The 26,854-nt window shown below is 45.4% G+C and carries 17 protein-coding genes, 3 tRNA genes, 3 rRNA genes and 1 other annotated feature; of the genes, 10 read left to right on the top strand and 13 right to left on the bottom strand.

The window, feature by feature from the left end; translation table 11 throughout:
* The first annotated feature begins 39 nt into the window (after positions 1 to 39).
* From rdgC to OCV50_RS02750, 3 genes are all read left to right on the top strand, one after another.
* On the top strand, positions 40 to 954 hold the full coding sequence (rdgC, locus tag OCV50_RS02760) for a recombination-associated protein RdgC (protein ID WP_261903644.1): 915 nt from the start codon (positions 40 to 42) through the stop codon (positions 952 to 954).
* 441 nt (positions 955 to 1,395) lie between these two features.
* Positions 1,396 to 2,796, top strand: coding sequence for a prephenate-dependent tRNA uridine(34) hydroxylase TrhP (gene trhP / locus OCV50_RS02755; RefSeq protein WP_239842316.1), 1,401 nt, complete (start codon positions 1,396 to 1,398; stop codon positions 2,794 to 2,796).
* A gap of 15 nt (positions 2,797 to 2,811) precedes the next feature.
* The gene (locus OCV50_RS02750; protein WP_032551266.1) at positions 2,812 to 3,066 is read left to right on the top strand and encodes a YfhL family 4Fe-4S dicluster ferredoxin; all 255 of its coding nucleotides are present in this window, start codon (positions 2,812 to 2,814) and stop codon (positions 3,064 to 3,066) included.
* Between the two features lie 40 nt (positions 3,067 to 3,106).
* Here the strand turns inward: OCV50_RS02750 and OCV50_RS02745 are convergent, their stop codons facing one another.
* From OCV50_RS02745 to rluD, 11 genes are all read right to left on the bottom strand, one after another.
* Positions 3,107 to 3,415, bottom strand: a complete 309-nt coding sequence (locus OCV50_RS02745; protein ID WP_032551264.1) for a hypothetical protein — start codon at positions 3,413 to 3,415, stop codon at positions 3,107 to 3,109.
* Positions 3,416 to 3,675: 260 nt separating this feature from the next.
* On the bottom strand, positions 3,676 to 4,521 hold the full coding sequence (gene mepA, locus OCV50_RS02740; protein WP_261903643.1) for a penicillin-insensitive murein endopeptidase: 846 nt from the start codon (positions 4,519 to 4,521) through the stop codon (positions 3,676 to 3,678).
* Between the two features lie 579 nt (positions 4,522 to 5,100).
* Positions 5,101 to 5,177 (bottom strand) — tRNA-Trp (locus OCV50_RS02735).
* 36 nt (positions 5,178 to 5,213) lie between these two features.
* Positions 5,214 to 5,290: transfer RNA gene (locus tag OCV50_RS02730), tRNA-Asp, on the bottom strand.
* A gap of 41 nt (positions 5,291 to 5,331) precedes the next feature.
* A 5S ribosomal RNA gene (rrf, locus tag OCV50_RS02725) occupies positions 5,332 to 5,447 on the bottom strand.
* An 88-nt stretch (positions 5,448 to 5,535) separates the two neighbouring features.
* Positions 5,536 to 8,427 (bottom strand): 23S ribosomal RNA (locus OCV50_RS02720).
* A gap of 351 nt (positions 8,428 to 8,778) precedes the next feature.
* A tRNA-Ala gene (locus OCV50_RS02715) sits at positions 8,779 to 8,854 on the bottom strand.
* 78 nt (positions 8,855 to 8,932) lie between these two features.
* Positions 8,933 to 10,485 (bottom strand): 16S ribosomal RNA (locus OCV50_RS02710).
* Together the 16S, 23S and 5S rRNA genes with 3 tRNA genes alongside form the textbook arrangement of a ribosomal RNA operon.
* A gap of 509 nt (positions 10,486 to 10,994) precedes the next feature.
* Entirely contained in the window at positions 10,995 to 13,568 is a 2,574-nt protein-coding gene (clpB, locus tag OCV50_RS02705) for an ATP-dependent chaperone ClpB (protein WP_239841516.1), read from the bottom strand.
* A gap of 115 nt (positions 13,569 to 13,683) precedes the next feature.
* Positions 13,684 to 14,424: a peptidoglycan editing factor PgeF gene (pgeF, locus tag OCV50_RS02700; RefSeq protein ID WP_261903642.1), complete on the bottom strand. Its 741-nt coding sequence runs from the start codon at positions 14,422 to 14,424 to the stop codon at positions 13,684 to 13,686.
* Between the two features lie 2 nt (positions 14,425 to 14,426).
* Positions 14,427 to 15,401 carry a 23S rRNA pseudouridine(1911/1915/1917) synthase RluD gene (gene rluD / locus OCV50_RS02695; RefSeq protein ID WP_261903641.1) on the bottom strand — a complete coding sequence of 325 codons (975 nt, stop codon included), beginning with the start codon at positions 15,399 to 15,401 and terminating at the stop codon, positions 14,427 to 14,429.
* Positions 15,402 to 15,539: 138 nt separating this feature from the next.
* On the opposite strand from rluD, the gene OCV50_RS02690 reads away from it, so the two are divergent.
* The 7 genes from OCV50_RS02690 (at position 15,540) to yjjX (ending at position 24,366) form a co-directional block, all read left to right on the top strand.
* The gene (locus tag OCV50_RS02690) at positions 15,540 to 16,268 is read left to right on the top strand and encodes an outer membrane protein assembly factor BamD (RefSeq protein ID WP_239841519.1); all 729 of its coding nucleotides are present in this window, start codon (positions 15,540 to 15,542) and stop codon (positions 16,266 to 16,268) included.
* A 138-nt stretch (positions 16,269 to 16,406) separates the two neighbouring features.
* Positions 16,407 to 17,828 carry an MltF family protein gene (locus OCV50_RS02685; RefSeq protein ID WP_261903640.1) on the top strand — a complete coding sequence of 474 codons (1,422 nt, stop codon included), beginning with the start codon at positions 16,407 to 16,409 and terminating at the stop codon, positions 17,826 to 17,828.
* Between the two features lie 434 nt (positions 17,829 to 18,262).
* A complete protein-coding gene (gene hpf / locus OCV50_RS02680) occupies positions 18,263 to 18,598 on the top strand; it encodes a ribosome hibernation-promoting factor, HPF/YfiA family (protein WP_032553202.1) in 336 nt (111 codons plus the stop codon).
* A gap of 111 nt (positions 18,599 to 18,709) precedes the next feature.
* Positions 18,710 to 18,831, top strand: a sequence feature (Phe leader region).
* A 12-nt stretch (positions 18,832 to 18,843) separates the two neighbouring features.
* Positions 18,844 to 20,019, top strand: a complete 1,176-nt coding sequence (gene pheA / locus OCV50_RS02675) for a prephenate dehydratase (protein WP_239841521.1) — start codon at positions 18,844 to 18,846, stop codon at positions 20,017 to 20,019.
* 141 nt (positions 20,020 to 20,160) lie between these two features.
* Positions 20,161 to 21,237 carry an ABC transporter substrate-binding protein gene (locus tag OCV50_RS02670; protein ID WP_261903639.1) on the top strand — a complete coding sequence of 359 codons (1,077 nt, stop codon included), beginning with the start codon at positions 20,161 to 20,163 and terminating at the stop codon, positions 21,235 to 21,237.
* A gap of 242 nt (positions 21,238 to 21,479) precedes the next feature.
* A complete protein-coding gene (locus OCV50_RS02665) occupies positions 21,480 to 23,834 on the top strand; it encodes an EAL domain-containing protein (RefSeq protein ID WP_261903638.1) in 2,355 nt (784 codons plus the stop codon).
* A 7-nt stretch (positions 23,835 to 23,841) separates the two neighbouring features.
* Positions 23,842 to 24,366, top strand: a complete 525-nt coding sequence (gene yjjX / locus OCV50_RS02660) for an inosine/xanthosine triphosphatase (protein ID WP_239841524.1) — start codon at positions 23,842 to 23,844, stop codon at positions 24,364 to 24,366.
* Between the two features lie 93 nt (positions 24,367 to 24,459).
* Here the strand turns inward: yjjX and trpR are convergent, their stop codons facing one another.
* Both trpR and sltY read right to left on the bottom strand, forming a co-directional pair.
* Positions 24,460 to 24,753, bottom strand: coding sequence for a trp operon repressor (gene trpR / locus OCV50_RS02655; RefSeq protein WP_261903637.1), 294 nt, complete (start codon positions 24,751 to 24,753; stop codon positions 24,460 to 24,462).
* Between the two features lie 133 nt (positions 24,754 to 24,886).
* The gene (gene sltY, locus OCV50_RS02650; protein ID WP_261903636.1) at positions 24,887 to 26,836 is read right to left on the bottom strand and encodes a murein transglycosylase; all 1,950 of its coding nucleotides are present in this window, start codon (positions 26,834 to 26,836) and stop codon (positions 24,887 to 24,889) included.
* Positions 26,837 to 26,854 lie beyond the last annotated feature (18 nt).

Genomic DNA, 26,854 nt, shown 5'->3' with positions numbered 1-26,854 from the left:
TATGATGGAGCACTTCTAAAAAGGTATGAGAAAAAGTATATGTGGTTTAAAAATTGCCTAGTGTATCGCTTCAATCGTGATATTGAGTTCAATGCAGACAAGCTAGAGAAGCAGCTAGAAGAATTTCGCTTCACACCTTGCGGCAGCCAAGACAAACAGAAGTTTGGTTGGGTTCACGCTATGGGTAAGCACGGTGACATGATGACGCATGTTTCTGAAAACCGCATTCTGATTTGTGCAAAGAAAGAAGAGAAGATGCTACCCGCTTCAGTGATTAAAGAAACATTGAATGCAAAAGTAGAAGCGCTTGAGGTTGAATCAGGCCAACCTGTGAAGAAAAAAGAGAAAGACAGCATCAAAGAAGACATCATCATCGATCTTCTTCCGCGTGCGTTCAGTCGCAGCAACTTAACATACGCTTTAATCATGCCAAAAGAAGGCTTCATCGTTGTTGATGCGAGCAGTTACAAAAAGGCCGAAGACGTATTGGCATTGCTACGTAAAACAATGGGTAGCCTACCTGTTGTACCTGCAATTCCAGAGCGTGCAATCGATGAAACCCTAACGGAGTGGGTGAAAACTGGCGACACTCCACAAGGCATTAACATGTTGGACGAAGCAGAGCTTAAATCTATCCAAGAGGATGGCGGTATCATTCGCGTTAAGAAGCAAGAGCTAGAAGCTGACGAGATCAAGAACCACATCGAAGCAAACAAAGTCGTCACTAAGCTTGCCGTTAACTGGCAAGATCGTATTGAGTTCATTCTTGGTGAAGATGGCAGCATTAAGCGCCTGAAATTCAGCGATGACCTTAAAGACGAAAACGACGATATTCCACGTGAAGATCAAGCAGCTCGATTCGATGCAGACTTCTCTCTACTGTGTGGTGAGTTCAGCGCTTTCCTACCAAATCTATTTGACTCTTTAGGTGGTCTACCTCACCCAGAGGCTTAATCAAACAAGGCTCTCAAGATCTATTCTCTTGAGAGCCTGATAGGGTCTGTTGACCTTTCGCAGTTAAGTTTTGTTCGAGTTAGAATCGTTTTAGGCGCGGCAAGGAGTATGTAGCCTAGTAACTCTAAGTAAATACTTCTTAACAAAGCATAAAACGATTCTAGCCGAACCCTTCGGGCAGCCTTTGTGGTTCATCTCTACTGCGTTGTCGGCTTTTCATGTAGGCTAACTACACATCAAAGCCTCTGCCTTGTAGAAATCTCCCACAAAGCGCTGCAAAAATCAGCTCGAAAGATTAACAGACCCTAATACCCCTGCTTTTATTACTGGCTTCTACCCTAAATAACTAGTGTTGGATCTCATTTTAGCGTAAAATTTGCGCCCCTTTGATATCACTTGGTGATGTCAACCTGACTTGAGATCAGATTAGAGAAAGAAGCAATGACGACACAAAAACCATTTGTACCAGAACTATTATCACCAGCTGGTAGCCTTAAAAACATGCGTTATGCATTTGCCTACGGTGCAGATGCAGTATATGCAGGCCAACCTCGTTACAGCCTTCGCGTTCGTAACAACGAGTTTAACCATGAAAACCTACAAATTGGTATCAACGAAGCTCACGCCCAAGGCAAGAAGCTGTACGTTGTGTGTAACATTCAGCCGCACAACTCTAAACTGAAAACATTCATCCGCGACCTAAAACCGGTTGTGGAAATGGGCCCTGACGCTCTTATCATGTCAGACCCAGGTCTTATCATGATGGTTCGTGAAGCATTCCCAGAAATGCCAATCCACCTATCTGTACAAGCAAACGCGGTTAACTGGGCAACAGTAAAGTTCTGGGCTGCAAATGGCGTTGAGCGTGTAATTGTTTCTCGTGAGCTATCACTTGAAGAGATCGAAGAAATCCGCGAACACTGTCCTGAAACTGAACTAGAAGTATTCGTTCACGGTGCTCTATGCATGGCGTACTCTGGTCGTTGTCTACTTTCTGGCTACATCAACAAACGTGACCCTAACCAAGGTACGTGCACTAACGCTTGCCGTTGGGAATACAAAGTAGAAGAAGGCAAAGAGAACGAGACTGGCGACATCGTTGAGAAATTCGATCCAGCTGAAGCACAAGCTGTTGAGGTTCAAGACGAGCGCCCTGAAACGACTATTGGTCGTGGTAAGCCAACAGATGAAGTGGTTCTACTTTCTGAAGCACACCGCCCTGAAGAGAAAATGGCTGCGTTTGAAGACGAGCACGGCACATACATTATGAACTCGAAAGACCTACGCGCGATCCAGCACGTTGAGCGTCTAACGAAGATGGGTGTTCACTCTCTGAAAATCGAAGGCCGTACTAAGTCTTTCTACTACTGTGCTCGTACCGCTCAGGTTTACCGTAAAGCAATCGATGATGCTGTTGCAGGCAAACCATTCGATGAGAGCCTAATGGGCACTCTAGAGAGCTTAGCTCACCGTGGTTACACCGAAGGCTTCCTACGTCGTCACACTCACGACACATACCAGAACTACGACTACGGCTACTCTGTGTCTGATGCACAACAATTCGTTGGTGAATTCACAGGTAAACGCCGTGGTGACCTAGCTGAAGTAGAAGTGAAGAACAAATTCATTATTGGTGACAGCCTTGAGCTAATGACGCCAAAAGGCAACGTTGTTTTCACTCTAGAAGCGATGGAAAACCGCAAGTCACAACAAATTGAGGACGCAAAAGGAAACGGCCACTTCGTATTCATTCCTGTACCAGCAGATATGGATCTAGAATACGGCCTATTAATGCGTAACCTAAATTCTGGTCAGGATACTCGTAACCCAACAGGTAAGTAACCTTAAGGCTGAAAGATGGCTCTGCTAATAACTGACAAGTGCATTAACTGTGATATGTGCGACCCTGAATGCCCAAATGGTGCAATCACTATGGGTGACACGATCTTCGAGATCGACCCAGATCTCTGTACTGAGTGTAAAGGTCACTACGAAAAGCCGACGTGTCAGTCTGTATGCCCGATAACAAAATGTATCATTACAGACCCAAATCACATCGAAACTGATGATCAACTCTTAGAGAAGTTCGTCATCATTCAAGGCCTCACCTAAAATTAAAAGGTTCAACTTAGCGTTAAGTTGAACCTTTTTTTTATCCTGACTTCTCTATCGGGTAAATATTACAGAACAAGTCTTTCTCGAATTGATACTCTAGCCTCTCTCTCCAATTGGATGCTTGAGAGACATGTACAAGGTAAAAGTTTTCTCGACTTGTGTCGGTTACGAAGGCCATCCCATACTGCATCAACTCATAATGCACATCATTGATAAAACCAGGGTCTACGCGCTGTCGCCCTGTTAAGCTATTTAAATCTTCTCGTGTTAAAGAAACACCAGAAACCTCACTGCTAAATCTATGCCTTAACCACTCAGAAAACTCCTTCGCACAAATCATTGTCATGGTTTTGTCCTCGAATTACTTATCGACGGGTATCTAGACTCTAATTCTTATATACGGCGTGTAAGTCCTATTTGTCACCCCAAAAACATTCTTGTTATGACCCAACTATGCCACTTCGACTCTGTTTTTGTTTTTGTCGGATTGTGAAAGATGAAATATCAAACGATATTCTTATTTACTCTTTACTCACTCTAGACAAAAGTGTGACATTTCTCCAGTTTCTGAAGCGAATCAGAAACCGGTAATTTTGCTTCAAACGATCAGTTAGCGATGACAGATGAACAATATTCTGGCATCACCTTTTTTTTCTTTGGTTTTGATTTGGCGACTTTAGTCGGTGGAGGAACTGGTATCTGTTTAGGAGTCCAACTTGCAAGTTCATAACCACAACCATCCCCTTTTGGTGGTGCTTTCTGCTCAACACAACTCGATGCATCTTTAGGACAGTGGAGACGAACATGAAAATGCGAATGATGCCCCCACCAAGGTCTTATCTTTCCCAGCCAATTGCGTTCATCACCCTGTGCTGTCTCAGAATCACACAGTGTTTGTTTAATTACTGGATGGACGAATATACGCGCGACGTTTGGATCTTTTGCCGCATATCGAAGTACTTTAAAGTGGTTGTCTTGCCAATTTTCTTTACGCAACTTGTAATTAGTTAGGTCAACGACACTTATCGGAGTAGGCACGGCTAGTTGATTCAGAGAAAGGTTCTTATCATTCAGTCTAAGCCATATATCAATGTCTAATCCTGTTTGATGACTAGAGTGACCAGAGGAGAAGCGGCCGCCACGAGGAAGTGAAATATCACCGATCATAAGCACTTGATTCAGATTGTCATTAACACTTTTACTAAGCTCTTCTACAAACCTAATCGCATCTGTATGGCCATAATATCGCTTTCTCTGAGGACGTATAACCTGATAACCCAAACCTTGTAACGGAAGTGCCTGCGCACCATCTAAACAGCCGTTGGCATAAGAGCCTATTGAACTGGTTTGATTACGCGTCGGGCTATCTACACCTTCCCATTGCGTAGGAACCGCGTGCACTAACAAAGAGACTAAGAACAATAATAACCCGCTCCCCCATTTCTTTAGCATTCCTTATCCCTCTCATCATTTTACTGCACAGTCAGCCCTTGATTATGAGCATAGCTGAATATTGTAAAAACTAAATCTAACAACGAACTTACACGAGCAAAGTATTGCTCTGAGATCTTTATGGGTTGATAAGAAGTTAATATAGGTAAGGGGTAAGCTCGTAATGGTAAGAGCCTATCTAAATCTAGAGAGGAAGGGAGAGGTTCAATTGGAGCAAAAGGATTACTGCTATCACCTAGAAGTAATGACATACCTTAACCCCAGAAAGTAAAAAGGCTCTAGTCTTTCGACTAGAGCTTTAAATATGGCAGGGGTGGAGAGATTCGAACTCCCAACACGCGCTGTTTTTGGTAAGTCGGGGAATCCGCTGCTCTGCCAATTGATTACTTCAATATCAAAAAGCAAAAAGGCTCCAGTTTTTCGATTAGAGCCTTAAATATGGCAGGGGTGGAGAGATTCAAAAGCTTCGCCTCAACACGCGCTGTTTTTGGTAAGTCGGGGAATCCGCTGCTCTGCCAATTGATTACTTCAATATCAAAAAGCAAAAAGGCTCCAGTCTTTCGACTAGAGCCTTAAATATGGCAGGGGTGGAGAGATTCGAACTCCCAACACGCGGATTTGGAATCCGCTGCTCTGCCAATTGGAGCTACACCCCTGTAGTTGTTTTAAAGACTTAACTTTGTCTAAATAAGTGGCGGAGTGGACGGGACTCGAACCCGCGACCCCCGGCGTGACAGGCCGGTATTCTAACCAACTGAACTACCACTCCGCAGTGGTAAACACGTCTTTAGACGTGGTTCTAAAATTAAAGCCTGGCGATGTCCTACTCTCACATGGGGAAGCCCCACACTACCATCGGCGCTATTGCGTTTCACTTCTGAGTTCGGCATGGAATCAGGTGGGTCCACAACGCTATGGTCGCCAAGCAAATTCTTAAAATTCGGAAAGCTGTTATTCTCTAAACTCATTCAAGTGCTTATATCTTTGAGTCCATCAAAACCCCTTGGGTGTTGTATGGTTAAGCCTCACGGGCAATTAGTACAGGTTAGCTCAACGCCTCACAGCGCTTACACACCCTGCCTATCAACGTTCTAGTCTTGAACAACCCTTTAGGACACTTAAAGTGCCAGGGAAGACTCATCTCAGGGCTCGCTTCCCGCTTAGATGCTTTCAGCGGTTATCGATTCCGAACTTAGCTACCGGGCAATGCCATTGGCATGACAACCCGAACACCAGAGGTTCGTCCACTCCGGTCCTCTCGTACTAGGAGCAGCCCCCTTCAATCTTCCAACGCCCACGGCAGATAGGGACCGAACTGTCTCACGACGTTCTAAACCCAGCTCGCGTACCACTTTAAATGGCGAACAGCCATACCCTTGGGACCGACTTCAGCCCCAGGATGTGATGAGCCGACATCGAGGTGCCAAACACCGCCGTCGATATGAACTCTTGGGCGGTATCAGCCTGTTATCCCCGGAGTACCTTTTATCCGTTGAGCGATGGCCCTTCCATTCAGAACCACCGGATCACTATGACCTGCTTTCGCACCTGCTCGAATTGTCATTCTCGCAGTCAAGCGGGCTTATGCCATTGCACTAACCTCACGATGTCCAACCGTGATTAGCCCACCTTCGTGCTCCTCCGTTACTCTTTGGGAGGAGACCGCCCCAGTCAAACTACCCACCAGGCACTGTCCGTAATCCCGATTCAGGGACCAACGTTAGAACATCAACACTACAAGGGTGGTATTTCAAGGACGACTCCACCACATCTAGCGACGCGGTTTCAAAGTCTCCCACCTATCCTACACATGTAGGGTCAATGTTCAGTGCCAAGCTGTAGTAAAGGTTCACGGGGTCTTTCCGTCTAGCCGCGGGTACACTGCATCTTCACAGCGATTTCAATTTCACTGAGTCTCGGGTGGAGACAGCGTGGCCATCATTACGCCATTCGTGCAGGTCGGAACTTACCCGACAAGGAATTTCGCTACCTTAGGACCGTTATAGTTACGGCCGCCGTTTACCGGGGCTTCGATCAAGAGCTTCGACCGAAGTCTAACCCCATCAATTAACCTTCCGGCACCGGGCAGGCGTCACACCGTATACGTCATCTTACGATTTTGCACAGTGCTGTGTTTTTAATAAACAGTTGCAGCCACCTGGTATCTGCGACTCTCGTCAGCTCCATCCGCGAGGGACTTCACCGATAAGAGCGTACCTTCTCCCGAAGTTACGGTACCATTTTGCCTAGTTCCTTCACCCGAGTTCTCTCAAGCGCCTTGGTATTCTCTACCCGACCACCTGTGTCGGTTTGGGGTACGATTCCTTACAATCTGAAGCTTAGAGGCTTTTCCTGGAAGCATGGCATCAATGACTTCACCACCGTAGTGGCTCGACATCGTATCTCAGCGTTAAGAAAGTCCGGATTTACCTAAACTTTCCGCCTACGTACTTGAACCTGGACAACCGTCGCCAGGCCCACCTAGCCTTCTCCGTCCCCCCATCGCAATTGTAAGAAGTACGGGAATATTAACCCGTTTCCCATCGACTACGCCTTTCGGCCTCGCCTTAGGGGTCGACTTACCCTGCCCCGATTAACGTTGGACAGGAACCCTTGGTCTTCCGGCGAGGGAGTTTTTCACTCCCTTTATCGTTACTCATGTCAGCATTCGCACTTCTGATACCTCCAGCAGCCCTTACAGACCACCTTCAACGGCTTACAGAACGCTCCCCTACCCCGCACACTAAAGTGTGCAGCCGCAGCTTCGGTGTATAGCTTAGCCCCGTTACATCTTCCGCGCAGGCCGACTCGACCAGTGAGCTATTACGCTTTCTTTAAATGATGGCTGCTTCTAAGCCAACATCCTGGCTGTCTGAGCCTTCCCACATCGTTTCCCACTTAGCTATACTTTGGGACCTTAGCTGGCGGTCTGGGTTGTTTCCCTCTCCACGACGGACGTTAGCACCCGCCGTGTGTCTCCCGGATAGTACTTACTGGTATTCGGAGTTTGCAAAGGGTTGGTAAGTCGGGATGACCCCCTAGCCTTAACAGTGCTCTACCCCCAGTAGTATTCGTCCGAGGCGCTACCTAAATAGCTTTCGGGGAGAACCAGCTATCTCCAGGTTTGATTGGCCTTTCACCCCTAGCCACAAGTCATCCGCTAATTTTTCAACATTAGTCGGTTCGGTCCTCCAGTTGATGTTACTCAACCTTCAACCTGCCCATGGCTAGATCACCTGGTTTCGGGTCTATATCCAGAGACTGAACGCCCAGTTAAGACTCGGTTTCCCTACGGCTCCCCTAAACGGTTAACCTTGCCACTGAATATAAGTCGCTGACCCATTATACAAAAGGTACGCAGTCACGGGACAATGCCCGCTCCTACTGCTTGTACGTACACGGTTTCAGGTTCTATTTCACTCCCCTCACAGGGGTTCTTTTCGCCTTTCCCTCACGGTACTGGTTCACTATCGGTCAGTCAGTAGTATTTAGCCTTGGAGGATGGTCCCCCCATATTCAGACAGGATATCACGTGTCCCGCCCTACTCGATTTCACTGATTATGATGTGTCGGTTACGGGGCTATCACCCTTTATTGCGGCACTTTCCAGAGCCTTCACCTGCATCATTAAAAGCTTAAGGGCTAATCCAATTTCGCTCGCCGCTACTTTCGGAATCTCGGTTGATTTCTCTTCCTCGGGGTACTTAGATGTTTCAGTTCCCCCGGTTTGCCTCTTGCTGCTATGTATTCACAACAAGATACTTACTTGTGTAAGTGGGTTTCCCCATTCGGAAATCCCAGACTCAAAAGGTTTTTACTACCTAATCTGGGCTTATCGCAAGTTAATACGTCCTTCATCGCCTCTGACTGCCAAGGCATCCACCGTGTACGCTTAGTCACTTAACCATACAACCCGAAAGGGTCTCTGTTTTACTTTCACTTTTGAAAAGTGAAAACAAACTAGTATGGCAACTAACCAAGGTTTTTGGTTGTAATAAGAAGGGTTAGTTCTTATTACGTGTTTGCCGGACTCAATGGTGAATCAAACTGAGTTTGATTCGAATACAAGACACTTGAATGTGTTTGTGTTGTGTTTACTCTTCTTAATAAATAAGAGCAGATAAACATTGAGAACTTTTAATTTGATTTAAATAACTGTGTTATTTAAATCAGTCAGCTTTCCAAATTGTTAAAGAGCTAATCACTTCTTAATGAAGTAACCATTTTTAAAGATTCTTAAGGAAGAACACTTAAAGATGGTGGAGCTAATCGGGATCGAACCGATGACCTCTTCGCTGCCAGCGAAGCGCTCTCCCAGCTGAGCTATAGCCCCATCTGGAAAAGTATTTCCTTACTCTAACTTTCTAAACCGTATCAATCTGTGTGGACACTTATCGTGAATATCTTCGTATAAGGAGGTGATCCAGCCCCAGGTTCCCCTAGGGCTACCTTGTTACGACTTCACCCCAGTCATGAACCACAAAGTGGTGAGCGTCCTCCCGAAGGTTAAACTACCCACTTCTTTTGCAGCCCACTCCCATGGTGTGACGGGCGGTGTGTACAAGGCCCGGGAACGTATTCACCGTAGCATTCTGATCTACGATTACTAGCGATTCCGACTTCATGGAGTCGAGTTGCAGACTCCAATCCGGACTACGACGCACTTTTTGGGATTCGCTCACTCTCGCGAGTTGGCCGCCCTCTGTATGCGCCATTGTAGCACGTGTGTAGCCCTACTCGTAAGGGCCATGATGACTTGACGTCGTCCCCACCTTCCTCCGGTTTATCACCGGCAGTCTCCCTGGAGTTCCCGACATTACTCGCTGGCAAACAAGGATAAGGGTTGCGCTCGTTGCGGGACTTAACCCAACATTTCACAACACGAGCTGACGACAGCCATGCAGCACCTGTCTCAGAGTTCCCGAAGGCACCAAAGCATCTCTGCTAAGTTCTCTGGATGTCAAGAGTAGGTAAGGTTCTTCGCGTTGCATCGAATTAAACCACATGCTCCACCGCTTGTGCGGGCCCCCGTCAATTCATTTGAGTTTTAATCTTGCGACCGTACTCCCCAGGCGGTCTACTTAACGCGTTAGCTCCGAAAGCCACGGCTCAAGGCCACAACCTCCAAGTAGACATCGTTTACGGCGTGGACTACCAGGGTATCTAATCCTGTTTGCTCCCCACGCTTTCGCATCTGAGTGTCAGTATCTGTCCAGGGGGCCGCCTTCGCCACTGGTATTCCTTCAGATCTCTACGCATTTCACCGCTACACCTGAAATTCTACCCCCCTCTACAGTACTCTAGTTTGCCAGTTTCAAATGCAGTTCCGAGGTTGAGCCCCGGGCTTTCACATCTGACTTAACAAACCACCTGCATGCGCTTTACGCCCAGTAATTCCGATTAACGCTCGCACCCTCCGTATTACCGCGGCTGCTGGCACGGAGTTAGCCGGTGCTTCTTCTGCAGCTAACGTCAAGAGATGCCGCTATTAACGACACCCCCTTCCTCACTGCTGAAAGTACTTTACAACCCGAAGGCCTTCTTCATACACGCGGCATGGCTGCATCAGGCTTGCGCCCATTGTGCAATATTCCCCACTGCTGCCTCCCGTAGGAGTCTGGACCGTGTCTCAGTTCCAGTGTGGCTGATCATCCTCTCAGACCAGCTAGGGATCGTCGCCTTGGTGAGCCATTACCTCACCAACTAGCTAATCCCACCTAGGCATATCTTGACGCGAGAGGCCCGAAGGTCCCCCTCTTTGGCCCGTAGGCATTATGCGGTATTAGCCATCGTTTCCAATGGTTATCCCCCACATCAAGGCAATTTCCTAGGCATTACTCACCCGTCCGCCGCTCGACGCCGTTATCGTTCCCCGAAGGTTCAGATAACTCGTTTCCGCTCGACTTGCATGTGTTAGGCCTGCCGCCAGCGTTCAATCTGAGCCATGATCAAACTCTTCAATTTAAGATTTTGTGACTCAACGAATACTGATTACATTCCCTATTCTTACGAATAGTGAATGTGAATTGACTGTGCCGAATCTTACGATTCGAATTGGTCACTCAGTTCATTGAAATCAATGTGATTCCTAAGAATCAATTTTGATATTCATCAACGAGTGCCCACACAGATTGATAGGTTTAAATTGTTAAAGAGCTTACTTCTAAAGTTTCGCTTGGAGCCTCTCGAAGTGGACGGCCATTCTAGCGAATTAGCTTTCAGTGTCAAACACTTTTTAGCGCTAATTTTTCAAAGCATCTTAAATGCTTAATACCGTCTTAGTTGCTTCGTTCAAACCGCTTGGTTATCCCTGACAACGGAGGCGCATTATAGAGACAAATCCGATCTGCACAAGGGGTAAATCCAAATAAAATCACATTTCCGCTCCGTTCGAACACAAAGCAAACAAAACGCACAAAATAAAAGCGAACCAGCCCATTTTGCTTGGTTCGCTCTTTTAATTACTCTGATTTTTATTGATGAGCAACGATTCGATCGTTATGAACTAGAAGCTGAACTTTTTTATCCGGATTGACCTTTCCAGCCAATATTGCTTTCGCTAACGGGTTTTCAACACTCTGCTGAATCGCGCGTTTCAATGGTCTTGCACCGTAAACTGGATCAAAGCCTACTTGAGCAATCAGATCTAGTGCTTTGTCTGATACCTCAAGCTCATAACCATTGTCCTCCATTCGCTTACTCAAGTGTTTTAGCTGTATAGAGGCAATTGACTTAATGTGTTCTTGTCCTAGTGGATGGAACACCACACTTTCATCAACACGATTCAAGAACTCAGGACGGAAATGCTTACTCACTACTTCCATCACTTCATTCTTAATTCCTTGATAATCCAACGCCGCAAAGTTTTCTTGGATTCGAGAAGAGCCTAGATTCGACGTCATAATGACAACTGTATTTCTAAAATCGACAGTTCGACCTTGTCCATCAGTTAAACGGCCATCATCAAGCACCTGAAGTAGAATATTGAATACATCAGGGTGCGCCTTTTCCACCTCATCTAGCAAAATCACCGAATATGGCTTACGTCTTACTGCTTCTGTTAAGTAGCCACCTTCTTCATAACCCACATAACCGGGAGGAGCACCAACCAAACGAGCCACCGAGTGTTTCTCCATGAACTCAGACATATCAATCCGAACCATAGCGTCATCACTGTCGAACATAAAGTTCGCTAGAGTTTTACACAGCTCGGTTTTACCCACACCCGTTGGACCTAAGAATAGGAATGAGCCAATAGGTTTATTTGGATCAGACAGGCCTGCTCTGCTTCGACGAATCGCATTAGCTACCACTTCTACTGCTTCAGCCTGACCAATGACGCGCTTATGCAGTACTGACTCCATTTGCAGTAGCTTCTCTTTCTCAGCCTCAAGCATTTTGGAAACAGGAATACCGGTTTGCTTCGACAACACTTCGGCAATTTCAGTATCCGTAACTTTGTTTCTAAGAAGCGTCATCTCTTGCATTTCAGCTTGAGTGGCAAGGTCTAACTGTTTTTCTAACTCAGGAATACGCCCGTACTGTAGTTCAGACATACGGTTTAGATCGCCAGCACGACGTGCAAAGTCCATATCCATACGAGCCTGCTCTAGCTCTGACTTAATATGTTGAGTACCAGATAGTGCTGCTTTTTCGGCATTCCAGACTTCTTCTAACTCAGCAAACTCGCGCTCTTTATCAAGCAATTCGTTTTCTAGAGTTTTCAGACGCTTTTCACTGGCATCATCATTCTCATTTGTCAGCGCCTGCTGTTCAATTTTAAGTTGGATGATTTTGCGTTCTAGCTTATCCAGAGATTCAGGCTTGGAGTCGATCTGCATACGGATACTTGATGCAGCTTCGTCAATCAGGTCGATAGCTTTATCCGGTAACTGGCGATCCGAGACATAACGATGTGATAGACTTGCCGCGGCTACTATCGCAGGGTCAGTAATCTCAACATGGTGATGAAGCTCATAACGTTCTTTCAGACCACGTAAGATTGCCACTGTGTCTTCAACTGTTGGTTCATCCACCAGCACTTTTTGAAAACGACGCTCTAGCGCAGGATCTTTCTCAATATACTGGCGATACTCATCCAAGGTAGTTGCGCCCACACAGTGAAGTTCACCACGAGCTAATGCCGGTTTGAGCATGTTGCCGGCATCCATTGAGCCTTCGCCTTTGCCGGCACCGACCATGGTATGAATCTCATCAATAAAGAGGATGATGTTACCCTCTTCTTTCGATAACTCATTGAGAACCGACTTTAAACGCTCTTCGAATTCACCACGATACTTAGCGCCAGCGACCAGCGAGCCCATATCAAGAGACAACACGCGGCGACCACGCAGACCTTCAGGTACTTCATTATTAATGATGCGCTGAGCGAGACCTTCAACAATCGCTGTTTTACCAACACCTGGCTCACCGATGATGACTGGGTTGTTCTTGGTACGACGTTGCAGTACTTGAATGGTGCGACGAATTTCGTCATCACGACCAATGACAGGATCGAGCTTACCTTGCTCCGCGCGCTCAGTAAGGTCTACCGTAAACTTCTCCAAAGCTTGACGCTTATCTTCTGCGTTTGGATCATCCACTTTCTGACCACCGCGAATCTGCTCGATAGCTTGAGATAACTTTTGCTCGGTTAAGCCAAGCTCTTTCAACAAACTACCCAAAGGGCCACGGTCTTCAATTGCTGCCAGTAGGAAGATCTCTGAAGAGATGTAGGTGTCTTGACGCTTTTGAGCCACCTTGTCACACATGTTAAACAAGGTACCCATTGCACTTGATAACTGTACATCACCACCAATGCCACTCACTTTTGGCACGCGGTCAAGGATCTCGCTCAATTTAGAGCGCAGCTGAACCACATCAATATTCAACATGGTGAGCAATGGACGAATCGCACTACCATCTTGATTTAACAACGACACCATTAGGTGTACAGGTTCGATATATTGGTGATCACGACCTAATGCGAGAGACTGAGCATCAGATATCGCAATTTGAAATTTACTGGTGAATCGATCGAGACGCATTCCAACCTTCCTACTTATAGATATGTTTATCTTATGAATAGAAGATGGATACGGTATCGGTCATTTTCAAGGGGAAAGGAGTGAACTATCACGCAGAAAGTTCACTGTTTTTAAATCAATCTAACCAGATGAAGGTGGCTTGACGACCTGTTACTCCATCGCGGCGATAAGAGTAAAAATTATCAGGGTCAGCAAAGGTACATAGTTTGCTATCAAATACTTGGGACACACCAACATTCGCAAGACGTTGGGTCGCTAATTGAGACATATTAGCCAGCCACTTCTGAGTATTTGGTTTTGCACGAAACGCCTGTTCAGCCTTTGCATCGAAACCAACAAACGCTTCCAAAACGTCTTGCCCCACTTCGAAGGCGTCTTGACCAATTGCAGGCCCTAACCAAGCCAATAAAGGATTGCTGTCATCAATATTAGTGAACTTAGCTACGGCGTTTTCGACAATCCCACCGGCTAAGCCACGCCAACCGGCATGAACCGCCGCAACTTGTGTACCTTTACTGTCAGTTAACAATACTGGCAGACAGTCCGCAGTCATCGCAGATAACACCACACCTTGTTGAGTTGTAAAACTGCCATCTGCATCAAGCACCTCAGATGTTGGCTCAAAGACTGAAACAACATCCGTTGAATGAGTCTGGTTAAGCCAAATAGGTGCGCTAGGCATCTTAGATTGTTGCTGTAACCAGTCTCTATTCTTATTTACCAAGTTAATGTCATCCCCAACGTGGCTGCCCAAGTTCAGACCTTGGTACTGAGCTAGTGAAAAGCCGTTGACTCGAGTTGAGGCAAAGGCTTTTACATTATTAGGCGCATTCCAATTCGGGATAATCATCGTCATGGTTAGATGTCGTCTTCTTTGTTGTCTCTTGCGTCAACGCGCAGCGCTTCTGCCATCACAATCATATCTTGAGGAACAGGAGCGTGGAACTCCATCTCTTCACCTGTGATTGGGTGCTCAAAGCGAAGCATTACCGCGTGAAGTGCTTGACGATCGAATGAACGAATCATTTGAGTCAGCTCTTCAGATGCACCTTTTGGAATACGAGCACGACCACCATAAGCAAGGTCACCAAGAAGTGGGTGCTGTAGGTAAGACATGTGTACACGGATTTGGTGAGTACGGCCTGTTTCTAGACGTAGACGAATACGCGTGTGCTCACGGAAGTGCTCTGCAACACGGTAGTGAGTAATCGCTGGTTTACCCAACTCGTTCACTGCCATTAATGTACGTTTAGTTGAGTGGCGACCAATCGGCTTTTCAACCATACCACCAGCTGTCATTTTACCAATCGCAATCGCCTCGTATTCACGAGTAATGCGACGCTTTGATAGAGCACGGACTAAACGAGTCTGCGCTGGTACTGTTTTCGCAACCACCATTAGGCCAGTTGTGTCTTTATCAAGACGATGAACAATACCGGCACGCGGCACTTCTGCGATTTGTGGGTAGTGGTGTAGGAGCGCGTTTAGCACGGTTCCATCCGGCGTACCTGCACCAGGGTGAACAACAAAATCACGTGGTTTGTTGATCACTAATAAATCGTCATCTTCGTAAACGATATCCAAAGGAATATCTTGTGCTTCCCAGCGCTCTTCATCTGCAAGTTCAGCTTGTAAGATGATCTCTTCGCCACCCATAACCTTGATTCGAGGTTTAGTAACAACTTCGCCATCCACTTGGATTTTGCCGTCAAGAAGCCACTCTTTAATACGAGAGCGAGAGAAATCGGTAAAGAGTTCAGCGACAGCTTGGTCTAAACGTTGACCTAACTGGCTGCTTTTTACTGTGTCTGTTAATGTGATCTGCTGAGCCATATCGAACTTTTTTAAAAACCGTGAGACTAATACCCATTAGTATGGATAAAATAGATTAATTGCATCATTGTATCTGTTACTGGTTAGAAAGTAACGGAAGCGAACAAAATATTTAAATTCAAGGAATCGACGCCTGACATGAAACACCTCACTTTATCGGGTCTATTGGCCGTATCACTGTTGGTTGGTTGTAGTAGCAGTGAAGAGATCGTCCCAGATGTACCGCCATCGGTTCTCTATTCTGATGCACAAGAATCTCTACAAAGTGGTAGCTGGTTATCTGCGATTGAGAAGCTAGAAGCTCTAGACTCTCGTTACCCATTCGGCGCGTACTCAGAACAAGTACAGCTGGATCTGATCTACGCCTACTACAAGAACGACGACCTAGCGCTAGGATTGGCGACTATTTCTCGATTCTTACGTTTAAACCCGACGCACGAAAAGCAAGACTGGGTTTTGTACATGCGTGGCCTAACACACATGGCACAAGATCGTAACTTCATGCACGACCTGTTCAACATCGATCGTAGCGATCGTGACCCTGAGCCTGTGAAGCTTGCTTTTGCTGACTTTAAAAAGCTACTAGAGCGCTTCCCAACAAGCCCTTATGCTGAAGACGCACAGAAACGTATGTTTGCATTGAAAAACCGTCTGGCAGATTACGACTTAGCCACCGCTGATTTCTACCTGCGTCGCGAAGCGTGGATTGCAGCAATCAACCGTACACAAGAGCTACAGAAGACTTACCCTGATACAATTGCGGCACGCAAGTCTCTAGAGATTCAGCTAGAAGCGTATAAACAACTTGGTCTAGAAGACGCAGTAGCAAGAACAGAAAAATTGATTGAGCTAAATCCTCTTCCTTAATCAAATCTCAACGTTTGTTAGAAAAGCACATCCATCGCGGTGTGCTTTTTTTTTGGACTGCGTGTTGTAAATCTTGATGAATCAACCAGCGAAAGGTATCTTTAATAAATAACCATTAACAAAACATCAACATGGAGCGTGGATGTGAGCAGGTTGTTATTACTGATTTTGATGGTGGTCTATGTCCCCATCTCAAATGCCTTAGAATTATCTCCCTTGAGCAATGAGCCTTACCAAGGCGATCTAGATACGCTCAGCAAGAAGGGAATGGTTCGAGTGCTGGTTTCCGCAGATTTAGGTTTCTACTTTATTGAAGATGGTAAGCCGAAAGGCATCATTGCAGAGATGCTTTATCACTTTGAAAAGAGCCTAAGAAAGAAGTATCCGTATATTAATGTGCAGATCATTCCTGTTCAGCGCGATGATCTCCTTCCCTCTCTACAATCGGGTCACGGTGATGTGGCGGTTGCTAACCTCACCATCACCGACAAAAGACTGCAAGTCATCGACTTCTCAGATCCCATGATCAAAGACGGTAAAGAATTAGTGATCACTGGCAACAGCGAAACTCCCCTTAAAGAGCTATCTCAATTAAGCGGAAAAGAAGTGTGGATTAGGGCAAGTTCAAGCTACTTTGAAAGCGTTCAACGCGTGAATAAAGAGTTGGACGAGATGAATCTCCCACCACTGTATGTGCATTTTATCGAAGAGACGCTGCAAGATTATGAGCTGATCGAAATGGTCAACCAAGGCTATATTCAAGCAACGATACTCGATAGCCACAAAGCCAAATTGTGGACTAACGTAATGGACAACATACAAGTCCATCATGACCTGCCGCTGCGTGAAAACAGCCAGATAGCTTGGGCACTGCGTAAAGAGAGCCCAATTCTTAAAAAGGAGCTCAACAAATATGTCCGCCAAGCCCGCAGTGGAACCTTATTGGGGAACGTAATCTATCAAAAATACATCGACAATACGCGCTGGTTAAGCCGAGCAATGAATCCAAACAAGGTTGACCGCGTAGCCAAACTCTCGGGCGTATTTGAAAAATACTCAAGTCGCTATGAGTTCGACCCATTGATGATGTCCGCACAAGGATTTCAAGAATCTGGGCTTGATCAAAGCCGTGTCTCTCACAAAGGCGCAATTGGCGTGATGCAGGTACTGCCTAGTACCGCGAGAGACAAAAACGTTAACATCAAGAACATTCATAAGGTCGACAATAATATCCATGCAGGCGTGAAATATATGCGCTTTATTAAAGATCGTTACTTCGATGACCCGGATATTTCACCCGATAATCAGCTCTACTTTACTCTGGCGGCCTATAACGCTGGCCCAGCGAAAATCCGTAAAATGCGCTATCTGGCTAAAAAACATGGCTACGACCCGAATGTCTGGTTTAACAACGTTGAGATCATGACGAGAAAATATGTTAGCCGTGAACCAGTCACCTATGTCACGAACATCAATCGTTACTTTGTTATCTATAAACAGCTAGAGGCGATTGGCGCAATACGCGGAATTGGCCCCACTGCCGCGAACAAGCCCAAATAGATAAAGATACCGATAATACGAAGTGAACTATCCTGCGTGTAAATTCGGTGTCGAAATGTTAACTCGTGAAAACGAAAAGCCGCTTGAGATGACACCCAAGCGGCTTTTTCAATTTGGCAGATTATCAAGGGAAAACCTTGGCGTGACCTTAATCACAAAAAACCAGTGTTCAATTATTCACCGCACACCTTTTAAAGGCTGTACGATTTCCCTAAAAACTGAAGTAATTTTTAGCGAACCCTTGGTTTCAATTTATCCTTTTTATTATTGATAACAAGCATTTTTCTCGAAAAACATAACAATTTATGCGTGAGATCACATTTGATTTTAATCCTAAAAAACGCCCACCAAAAGACGATCTAGATCACATTTTTTCCCGTTTAAAAACGTAATCTGGAGTTAACCCATGAGGGATACAACAGAGGAAAACTTCTATGAAAATGAACATCACTGGTAAGAATATCGATATCACCTCTGCAATCCGTGAGCACATAGAAAGTAAATTTAAGAAGTTAGAAAAATGGCAAGTAGACATCATCGGCTGCCAAGCAAGCTTTAGTGAAGAGCCTAACAAGAAGAAGAAATTTGAAGCGGTCATTACCGTACCAAAAGGCAAGCTTGTTGCTTCATCCATCCACGATGACCTGTACGTTGCCGTTAATGAGGTAGAACAAAAATTAGAACGACAACTGAATAAGCTAAGACACAAACCTGAAGCTCGCCGAGCTGAAAAGCCTCAAATTGAAGAGCTAGAAGCTGAAGTAGAATAATAGAAATAAAAGTATTCGAAGATAGCGCCAATACGGCGCTATTTTTTTGCTTGACGCTGGTAGCTCGCTTGCTTATTGTGTTTAAACATTCAAAAAACAAACCATTTTTATGCATATTCAAACTCTGTTTATTTTTGACTTCTTTTTCCTTCCGTAAACCGGAGGCTAAGTCGTTTTAGAAAAACAAGTCAAAAACGAACAGAAAGCCTCCCACTCAAGGGAGGCTTTTTTATAAGGACACATTTATGACTGACCAACCCATTTCGCTTGATGAAATTCGCCTTCGCTTAAATGATCTTGATGATCAGCTGCTAAGCCTACTGTCTGAACGTCGCAAACTCAGCATTGAAGTGGCTAAAAGCAAGGTAGAGACATCAAAGCCAGTTCGAGATGCCGTTCGTGAACAACAGCTACTCGTTAAGCTGATCGGTAATGGAAAAGAAAAGTACGACCTTGATGCGCAATACATCACTAAATTGTTTCACACCATCATCGAGGACTCAGTACTCCTTCAGCAGTCTTATCTACAGAACCTTGCTAACCCGCAAAGTCGTAAACCTCTAGCGCGTGTTGCGTTCCTTGGTGCTAAAGGCTCATACTCGCACCTTGCAAGCCGTGAATACTTCAGCCGACGTAACACCGAACTCATCGAGCTCAACTGCAGCCATTTCAAAGAGGTCACATCGACTGTCGAATCTGGTCATGCTGATTATGGTGTGCTTCCTATTGAGAATACCAGTTCAGGCTCAATCAACGAGGTATACGACCTACTTCAGCACACAACGCTTTACATCGTGGGCGAGCTTTCACAACCGATTGAGCACTGCTTAGTCGCCAAAAACGATATTCGTTTAGAAGACATTACGACTCTTTACTCACATCCACAGCCGCATCAGCAGTGCAGTGAGTTCTTAAGTCGCTTGAAAGGCGTCACGCTAGAGTCGTGTGCGAGCACAGCTGACGCTATGAAGAAGGTTAAAGACCTTGACGACGATACTGTGGCAGCAATAGGTAACTCTTCAAGTGGTAAACTTTATGGCCTTCAGCCAATTCAAGGCAACATCGCAAACCAAACTGAAAACCATACTCGCTTCATCGTAGTAGCACGTAAGCCTGTTGAAGTTTCAACTCAGATCCCAGCGAAAACAACGTTGATCATGTCGACGTCGCAAGAAGCTGGCTCCCTAGTAGAAACACTACTGATTCTACAACGCTACGGTATCAACATGACCAAGCTTGAATCTCGTCCTATTATGGGGAACCCTTGGGAAGAGATGTTCTATGTGGATCTAGAGGCACATCTAGACTCAGACAACATGCAGCAGGCGATTACTGAGCTAACAACCATTACACGTCACCTGAAGGTTCTAGGTTGTTATCCAAGTGAGAACATTAAAGCGACACAAGTTAAGCTTCCGTAGCTTGTAAACCCAAGCTGGCAAACAGTAAGTTTGTGAACAATCAGCTTGTTAACAAAATGCGTATTTAGTTAAAAAATAGAATAAGTAACTACTGACTTATTAGTATAGAAACCGTACAATAACCTCATTACGAGGTGATGTATGCGCGTTCTGTCTTTATTTGTGAGTGGCTTACTTATTCTATCTTTGCCATCTTTTACACAGGCAAAGAGCAACCCGATCCTTACAATCTTCAATTGGCAATACTACCTTTCTGATCACGTCATCGAACTCTGGGAGAAAGAGACAGGTATCACCATCAAATTGGTGTACTTCGACAGCGACACTAAACGCGACCGAGTCATCAACCAACTAACACGTAATGACATTGATATTGCGATTCTAGACGAAGTCTCCGCGCGCAACTTTTCACGACAAAATAGACTCAATAAGCTCAGTGATAATCCACTGATTACTAACCAGTCTTACATTCCGGAATTATGGCGCAATCAATGTGGTGAATATAGCATCCCTTACTTTTGGGGCACTATTGGTCTTATCTATCGTAAAGATGTCTTCCCCGAACCACCGACCAGCTGGAATGAAATCCTGATACCAAAGCCAGAACATCAAGGGCACTTGGTGATGCAAAGCGACTATATTGATTTGTTGCTGCCGTCACTGTTTGTGCGTGGCGTATCAGCCCATACCACCAATAAATCTGTGCTGAAAGAGGTTTATCAAGAACTAGTAGCGCAAGTCCCTTATGTCAAAACTTATGAATACCTGCTGACCTACGTAGAGCAAGATCCGTCGAGAGCAAAAGACATCCATCTTTCAATGGGTTACAGCGGCGACGAAGCCACCTTGCAAACTTTTACTCCAGACTATGAATGGGGCTTCCATGTGCCCGATGAAGGGACGATTCTTTGGGTTGACTGTCTTGCCGTACTCAATAGTGCACCTAACCCTGAATTAGCAACTCGATTCCTAAATTTCCTACATCGTCCAGATATCGCAGCGCTCAATGCTCTCGACTTATCAATGCCAACCACCAACAGCCAAGCTCATCAGCATGTGCCGCCCTACGAAAAGCAGCACTTAGCCCTCTACCCTGATCAAAGCTTGCTCCAAAAAGCGCAGTTCTACTCGACGTTGATTAACACATCAATGACCCTTCGTAATCGAATCAGTCATGCCGTTATCCAGCAACATAGGAAGCTTACACAAAGTGATTGATTGACCTAGCAATCAGTCTCATAGATTTTTTCTTAGATAAATAGCGCAAAACAAAGTGCTTGAGAAACCATGGAAATAACCGTTGAAGCCTGTTGTTTTTGTTTTGCTTTCTGAGTTCTATACTCAGGGCAACACACTGTTCCGTTCACAGGAAATTAATAACAATAGTGCAATTGATAGAAGGCTCACTCCAATTAACATAAACTTACTAACTAAAATCATTAATAATGTTGTGAAAAGTCATGAAGCTCAGCACTAAAATATTACTTCTCATAACGCCTGTTATTCTGTGTAGCGCAGCCGCGTCGAGTTACATTATTTATACTACGCAGAAAAATAGCTTCATTAAGCGTGAAGACAACGCTCTCCAGCTCAGTATGGAAAAGCTGGCTGGGCACTTTCGTCAATCTCGCTCTTTTCTTAATAGCTACTCTTACACTCTAACCAAAAGTGACATCATTAAACGCTACTTCTTGGTCGGTGATAATCCTTATCGTGAGCTTGAGCTTATCGATAACCTGCAGCAAACCATTCAACTGCTGCAAGATGGCAACGAGAGCTTTACCGGATTGGCCATACTAGACGGCAACCGTAACCTAAATTACTACGCCGAAAACAGCAGCGATCCATTTGCCGAAATGGATCCTAAAATCATCAAGTTTATCAACGACAAATACCTCGAAACCTCTGCGACATCCAACATCAGTTACACTCAAAACTCACAAGGTGAAGGGATGTTGGTGCGTTATGAGCTTCTCGATAAACGTACAATATCGACACCACTTAGCTACCAACTTGACGACGTATTTTTTGTGGTGGTGTCGGTCTCTCTAGACAAATTCAATGCACTGAGAAAGCAAATTGAGTTTGAGTATCAAACTAGCCTATTTTTTACCTCCGCTCCTGTTGCACCGGAAAGTGATTTAACTCAGTCAGTGAAACTGGCACCAGGCCTCTATGTCACTGTAGACCCAGCCAAATTTTTGCTCGACAACAAGTTACGCTCTATATGGAATGAGATCAGTTTCTCTTTTGCTTTATCGGCCTTAGTCACCGTTATTCTGCTGCTTATGTTGCTATCTCGCAGTGTAACAAACCCGATCGCACGCTTAGATCGCCAACTACAACAAGTTGAAAAGCGCCAACGGAAGAACATAGAGCGTCAAAGCAGTAATGATGAGATCGGTCGTCTGTCTGAGCGTTTTTACGATATGTATCAAGAACTAGACGATACATACCAACAAACAAAAATACTGGCTGAGAATGATCCTTTAACGAAAATCGCTAATCGTCATCAATTTCAGTCATTCGTCGAACGAGCACTACCAGAGACCAATACCACCAGCAATACGTGGATTCTTTATCTGGATCTCGACAATTTTAAGTTCGTGAATGACAAGTATGGACATCAAATCGGAGACTCTATTCTGATCGCTTTTGCAGAGCGAATCACGGCGCTATGTCGCGAGTATCAGACACGCTATTTCGCCAGCTGTATGCCTGCTCGCCTGTCTGGCGATGAGTTCGTGGTTTTCATTAACGCCCCCGCTGTTTCAGGAGATATTGAACGCTCTTTCTCAGAACAACTGCTCACACCCTTACGACAAGGGTTCGTCACTCACTCCGGCAGTTTTCCTATTACGGTGAGCATTGGTGTTGCGACCTACCCTAATGACGGTATCAACATAGAGAAACTACTATCGAGTGCCGACACTGCGATGTATCAAGCCAAACGGGCGGGGAAAAATCAGTCGGCTTACTATTCACGTGATTTGGATGCGGTAATACAACGTCAGGCCAATATCGAACGAGCACTGCGTGAACAAAACTACAATGATGAGTTCAAGCTTGTCTATATGCCTTATGTGAGTGCGTTGGGTAACAAGGTGGTAGGCTTTGAGGTTCTACTTCGTTGGCATTCAAAGCAGCTTGGTTTTGTGCCACCAGATGAGTTCATCCCCATTGCTGAGCAAACCGGGTTATTTGAGCAAGTCGACAAATGGGTCATTGAGCACGCTTTTCGTGATTTTGAGCAACTGCAATCCCAGTTTGAACACCCTGTGCAGCTATCAATCAATCTATCCTCTGCAGGCATTGCCAGCACACACTTAGCAGAGTTTATTGATTGTCATGCTGATGTACACAATATACCTCCATACCTCATTGATTTTGAGATCACAGAAACATTCGAATCGGGTTCTCAAGAGTTCCCTCTACTCAACGAACTGTCTCGAATGGGTTATATGTTGGCGATCGATGACTTCGGTTCCGGCTTTACTTCGATAACTCAGTTGGTTCAATACCCAACTCAGAAAATAAAACTGGATAAGGGCTTCTTGGAAACCTTGATTGAAACAGACAATCAGAACATAGTAAAACCCATTATTGAGTTGTGCCATGCGCAAGGTAAACAAGTAACGGCAGAAGGCATTGAAACCCAAGCCATGCACCAGTGGTTACTTGAAGCAGAGTGTGATCTACTGCAGGGCTACTATTTTGGTAAACCAATGCCTCTCGAAGAATTAGGAACTTGGTACAAGCATCATCAAGTTCAATATACGGCACTCTCACCACAACCATTGACAGAACCTAGATAAGAAAACTATGAAAACAGTCACTATCGCGTCACTCAACCCGGCTAAAATCAACGCGGTGAAAAGTGCTTTTGAAGCTGCTTTCCCGCAACAAGAATTTGACTTCAAGGGCGTTAGCGTCGCAAGCGGCGTTGCTGACCAGCCCATGAGCAACCAAGAGACTTATCAAGGCGCGATCAACCGAGTCCATAATGCGGCACAAGCTATCCCAAATAGCGATTTTTATGTCGGCTTAGAAGCGGGGATTGAAGACAATGTGACCTTCGCGTGGATGGTCATTGAGTCTAACGGCCAACGAGGAGAATCTCGTTCGGCGAGCCTAATGCTGCCACCTCAAGTCATTGAGAAACTTGCCCATGCCAATGAGTTAGGTGATGTTATGGATGAAGTATTTGGTACTGACAATATCAAACAGAAAGGTGGCGCTATTGGACTGCTTACGCACAACCAACTCACGCGCAGTTCGGTTTACCACCAAGCACTGATCTTGGCTCTCATCCCATTTGTAAACCCAGAACACTTCCCAAACCATTAAAGCTAAACTGGTAGTGTGAATAGCCAAATTGTAGAAAGTAAAAACGCTAGCCGAGGCTAGCGTTTTTTAGGTTGTGCTGACGGATAAATATCATTACTTCAGCAACAACTGAGCAATCTCTTGCTTCTCTTGTTCCGACTTAGCTTTAAGTTCATTCGAACCGCGAGTGATGGTAGCAACACCAACACCTAACATCTGGCTGATTTGTCGCTGCGAAAGATCGCCCTTCATTAATTCACAAAGGATGTTCACTCGAGCAACCAAAGCTTCACGCTCATCAGGGGTCATCATCATGGTCAGTAAGAGTTCATGCTGTTCGTTTTCAGCGGCACTCTTTACTAAATCCATCAACTCTTGCCAATTGCTGTACTCTGGTTGTGATGCCATATCCCTACACTTATCTCTTGTTGTCATTCTATTTAAACAAAGGCAGACGCGCTGCGACTGCCTTTTAATGTATACCGAAACCCTATAGTGAATCCAATTTAAAAAAGAACTCCAACTGATTTTGGCTTAGTGGTTAATACTTTGCGTCACGCTCATGAGCAGCCAAGAACTGCCCTTGCTCACCCAAAATATCTCGGTAGTAGGTTTCAAACATCAAGATATTTTGTACATAACCGCGCGTCTCCTTGAACGGAATCATCTCGATAAAAGCAAACACATCCAGTTTACCTTCACTACGAGAACGCCACTGCTTCACTCGATGAGGGCCCGCATTGTAAGCCGCAAGAGCAAAGATACGATTGTTGTCGTATTGATTCAGCAAGCCATCAAGGTAATGACTACCAATCTCGATATTCTTGCCAACATTATACAAATCATCGCGCCCTTGATACTTAAGCTTGTACTTTTTAGCCGTGTACTTAGCCGTTGCTGGCATAATCTGCATTATCCCGCGAGCACCCACTGGAGATTGCGCCTCGCTATCCAATGCACTCTCTTGACGCGCTAACGACATCAAGGTCACCGGGTCAATGTCATGCTTCTCAGCGTAGAAGTTGAACCACCATTTATGAGCAACTGGGAAGCGCAGTTCCAAGTTATCCCACATCTTGGCAGAAATACTCGCAGTGACGGTGAGATGGTTCCAGCCTTGGCGAGAGGCATAGGCAGCCAGCATCGACTTCTGCTCTTTGTTTGCGTTTGCTAACAACCAGCGCCACTCACTCTTCGCGGCAGCGATTTTATCGCGCGTGATCAGCTCATCAATTCGCACCAAAGCGGTATCAAATGGCTTCACAACTTTCGCGTTGTACGTCAATGACGACGTTTCGTAGCGTACAGGTTTATTCAGCTGTTTTGCCGCGGCCACGCTGTAGAAGTTACGCTGACCAAGAATATCGGTGAGTCGTTGCGTTCCTTCTGCTTCTTGACCAGTAGCTAGCTCGGCGCGCCCACGCCAGTACTGCCAACGAATCGAATTTTGGTGGTTATCATCGAGCTTGCTAATCCAGTGTTGCAAACCAGTCCAATCTGCGTGTTGGATAGCAAGGCGAGCACGTCGCTCGATCAGTACCTGTTTGGAAGAAGTTTCTATTGCTTGATCTCGCCAAGCCATCATCTCTTCAGAGTCAGTATTGATTAGGCGAAACGCAAGATAATCAGCCAACTGCTGAGCTTGCTCTTTTGAGAACTTCTGGCCATCAATGACTTTATCAAAGGCCTTCTGTGCCGCTTTAGCATCTTTGCGTGCCAGTTTCTGGAAACCTAGCTCAGTCTGCTTTTGATAGAACTCGTTCACCTTGTGTTTTTTTGCAAAGTCCGCCACGCTCTCTGGCTTGCTAAAAAGGGCTTTCATCTCTTTGCCTTGCTTGGCTGCCTTGTCGCTATCAAACTGCTTTAAAAGATAATTCATTAGCTTGCCGTTGCGCTGCTCAAAAGCCAGCAACAACCTTTCAAGAATCAGCTCATCGCTGCGCAGGCCAGCTTCATCCCACGCTGAAAACAGTGGGTCACAACTATCGTCGATCCCCTTCCCGCTAAGCCAAAGCTGTTTTGCCCCCTTATAAGCCAAATCATTATTGCCTTGCTCATAATGGGCTCGGTAATAGATACATTGGTACTTTTCACCTACAGGCTCTTGTGTTTGAAATTCAAGAATCGTTGACCACTTTTTCTGAGACTCTAACGAAGCCAAGTAAGGGGCTCGAATCCGACTAGAAAACGGAAGCGCACGATTGTCGTCGATAAAGGCTTCGACCTCTTGCGGAGTTCGCTGTCCCAAATCAATCAGAAACGCTCGATAATCCGTGTATGGCGTTAACGGATACGTTTGAATTTTGGATCGCAACTTAGCGTAGGCCTTAAGGTCACGCTTATCCAAAATATCTTGAGCTTGATCGTAAGTATCACGCTGCATTTCTAGCTCAGAAGCTCGGCTCGCCAAAGCCTCAGGAGCCAATAGAATAGAAGGCAAAATCACTGATGCAGCAACAGCAATTTTTCTATTGAAAAGTCGGAAAAACATTCGCTCTTTCCTTAGTGC

This window comes from Vibrio fortis (assembly GCF_024347475.1).
GTDB classification, from domain to species: domain Bacteria; phylum Pseudomonadota; class Gammaproteobacteria; order Enterobacterales; family Vibrionaceae; genus Vibrio; species Vibrio fortis.
This window is presented reverse-complemented; position numbering and strand designations above follow the sequence as displayed.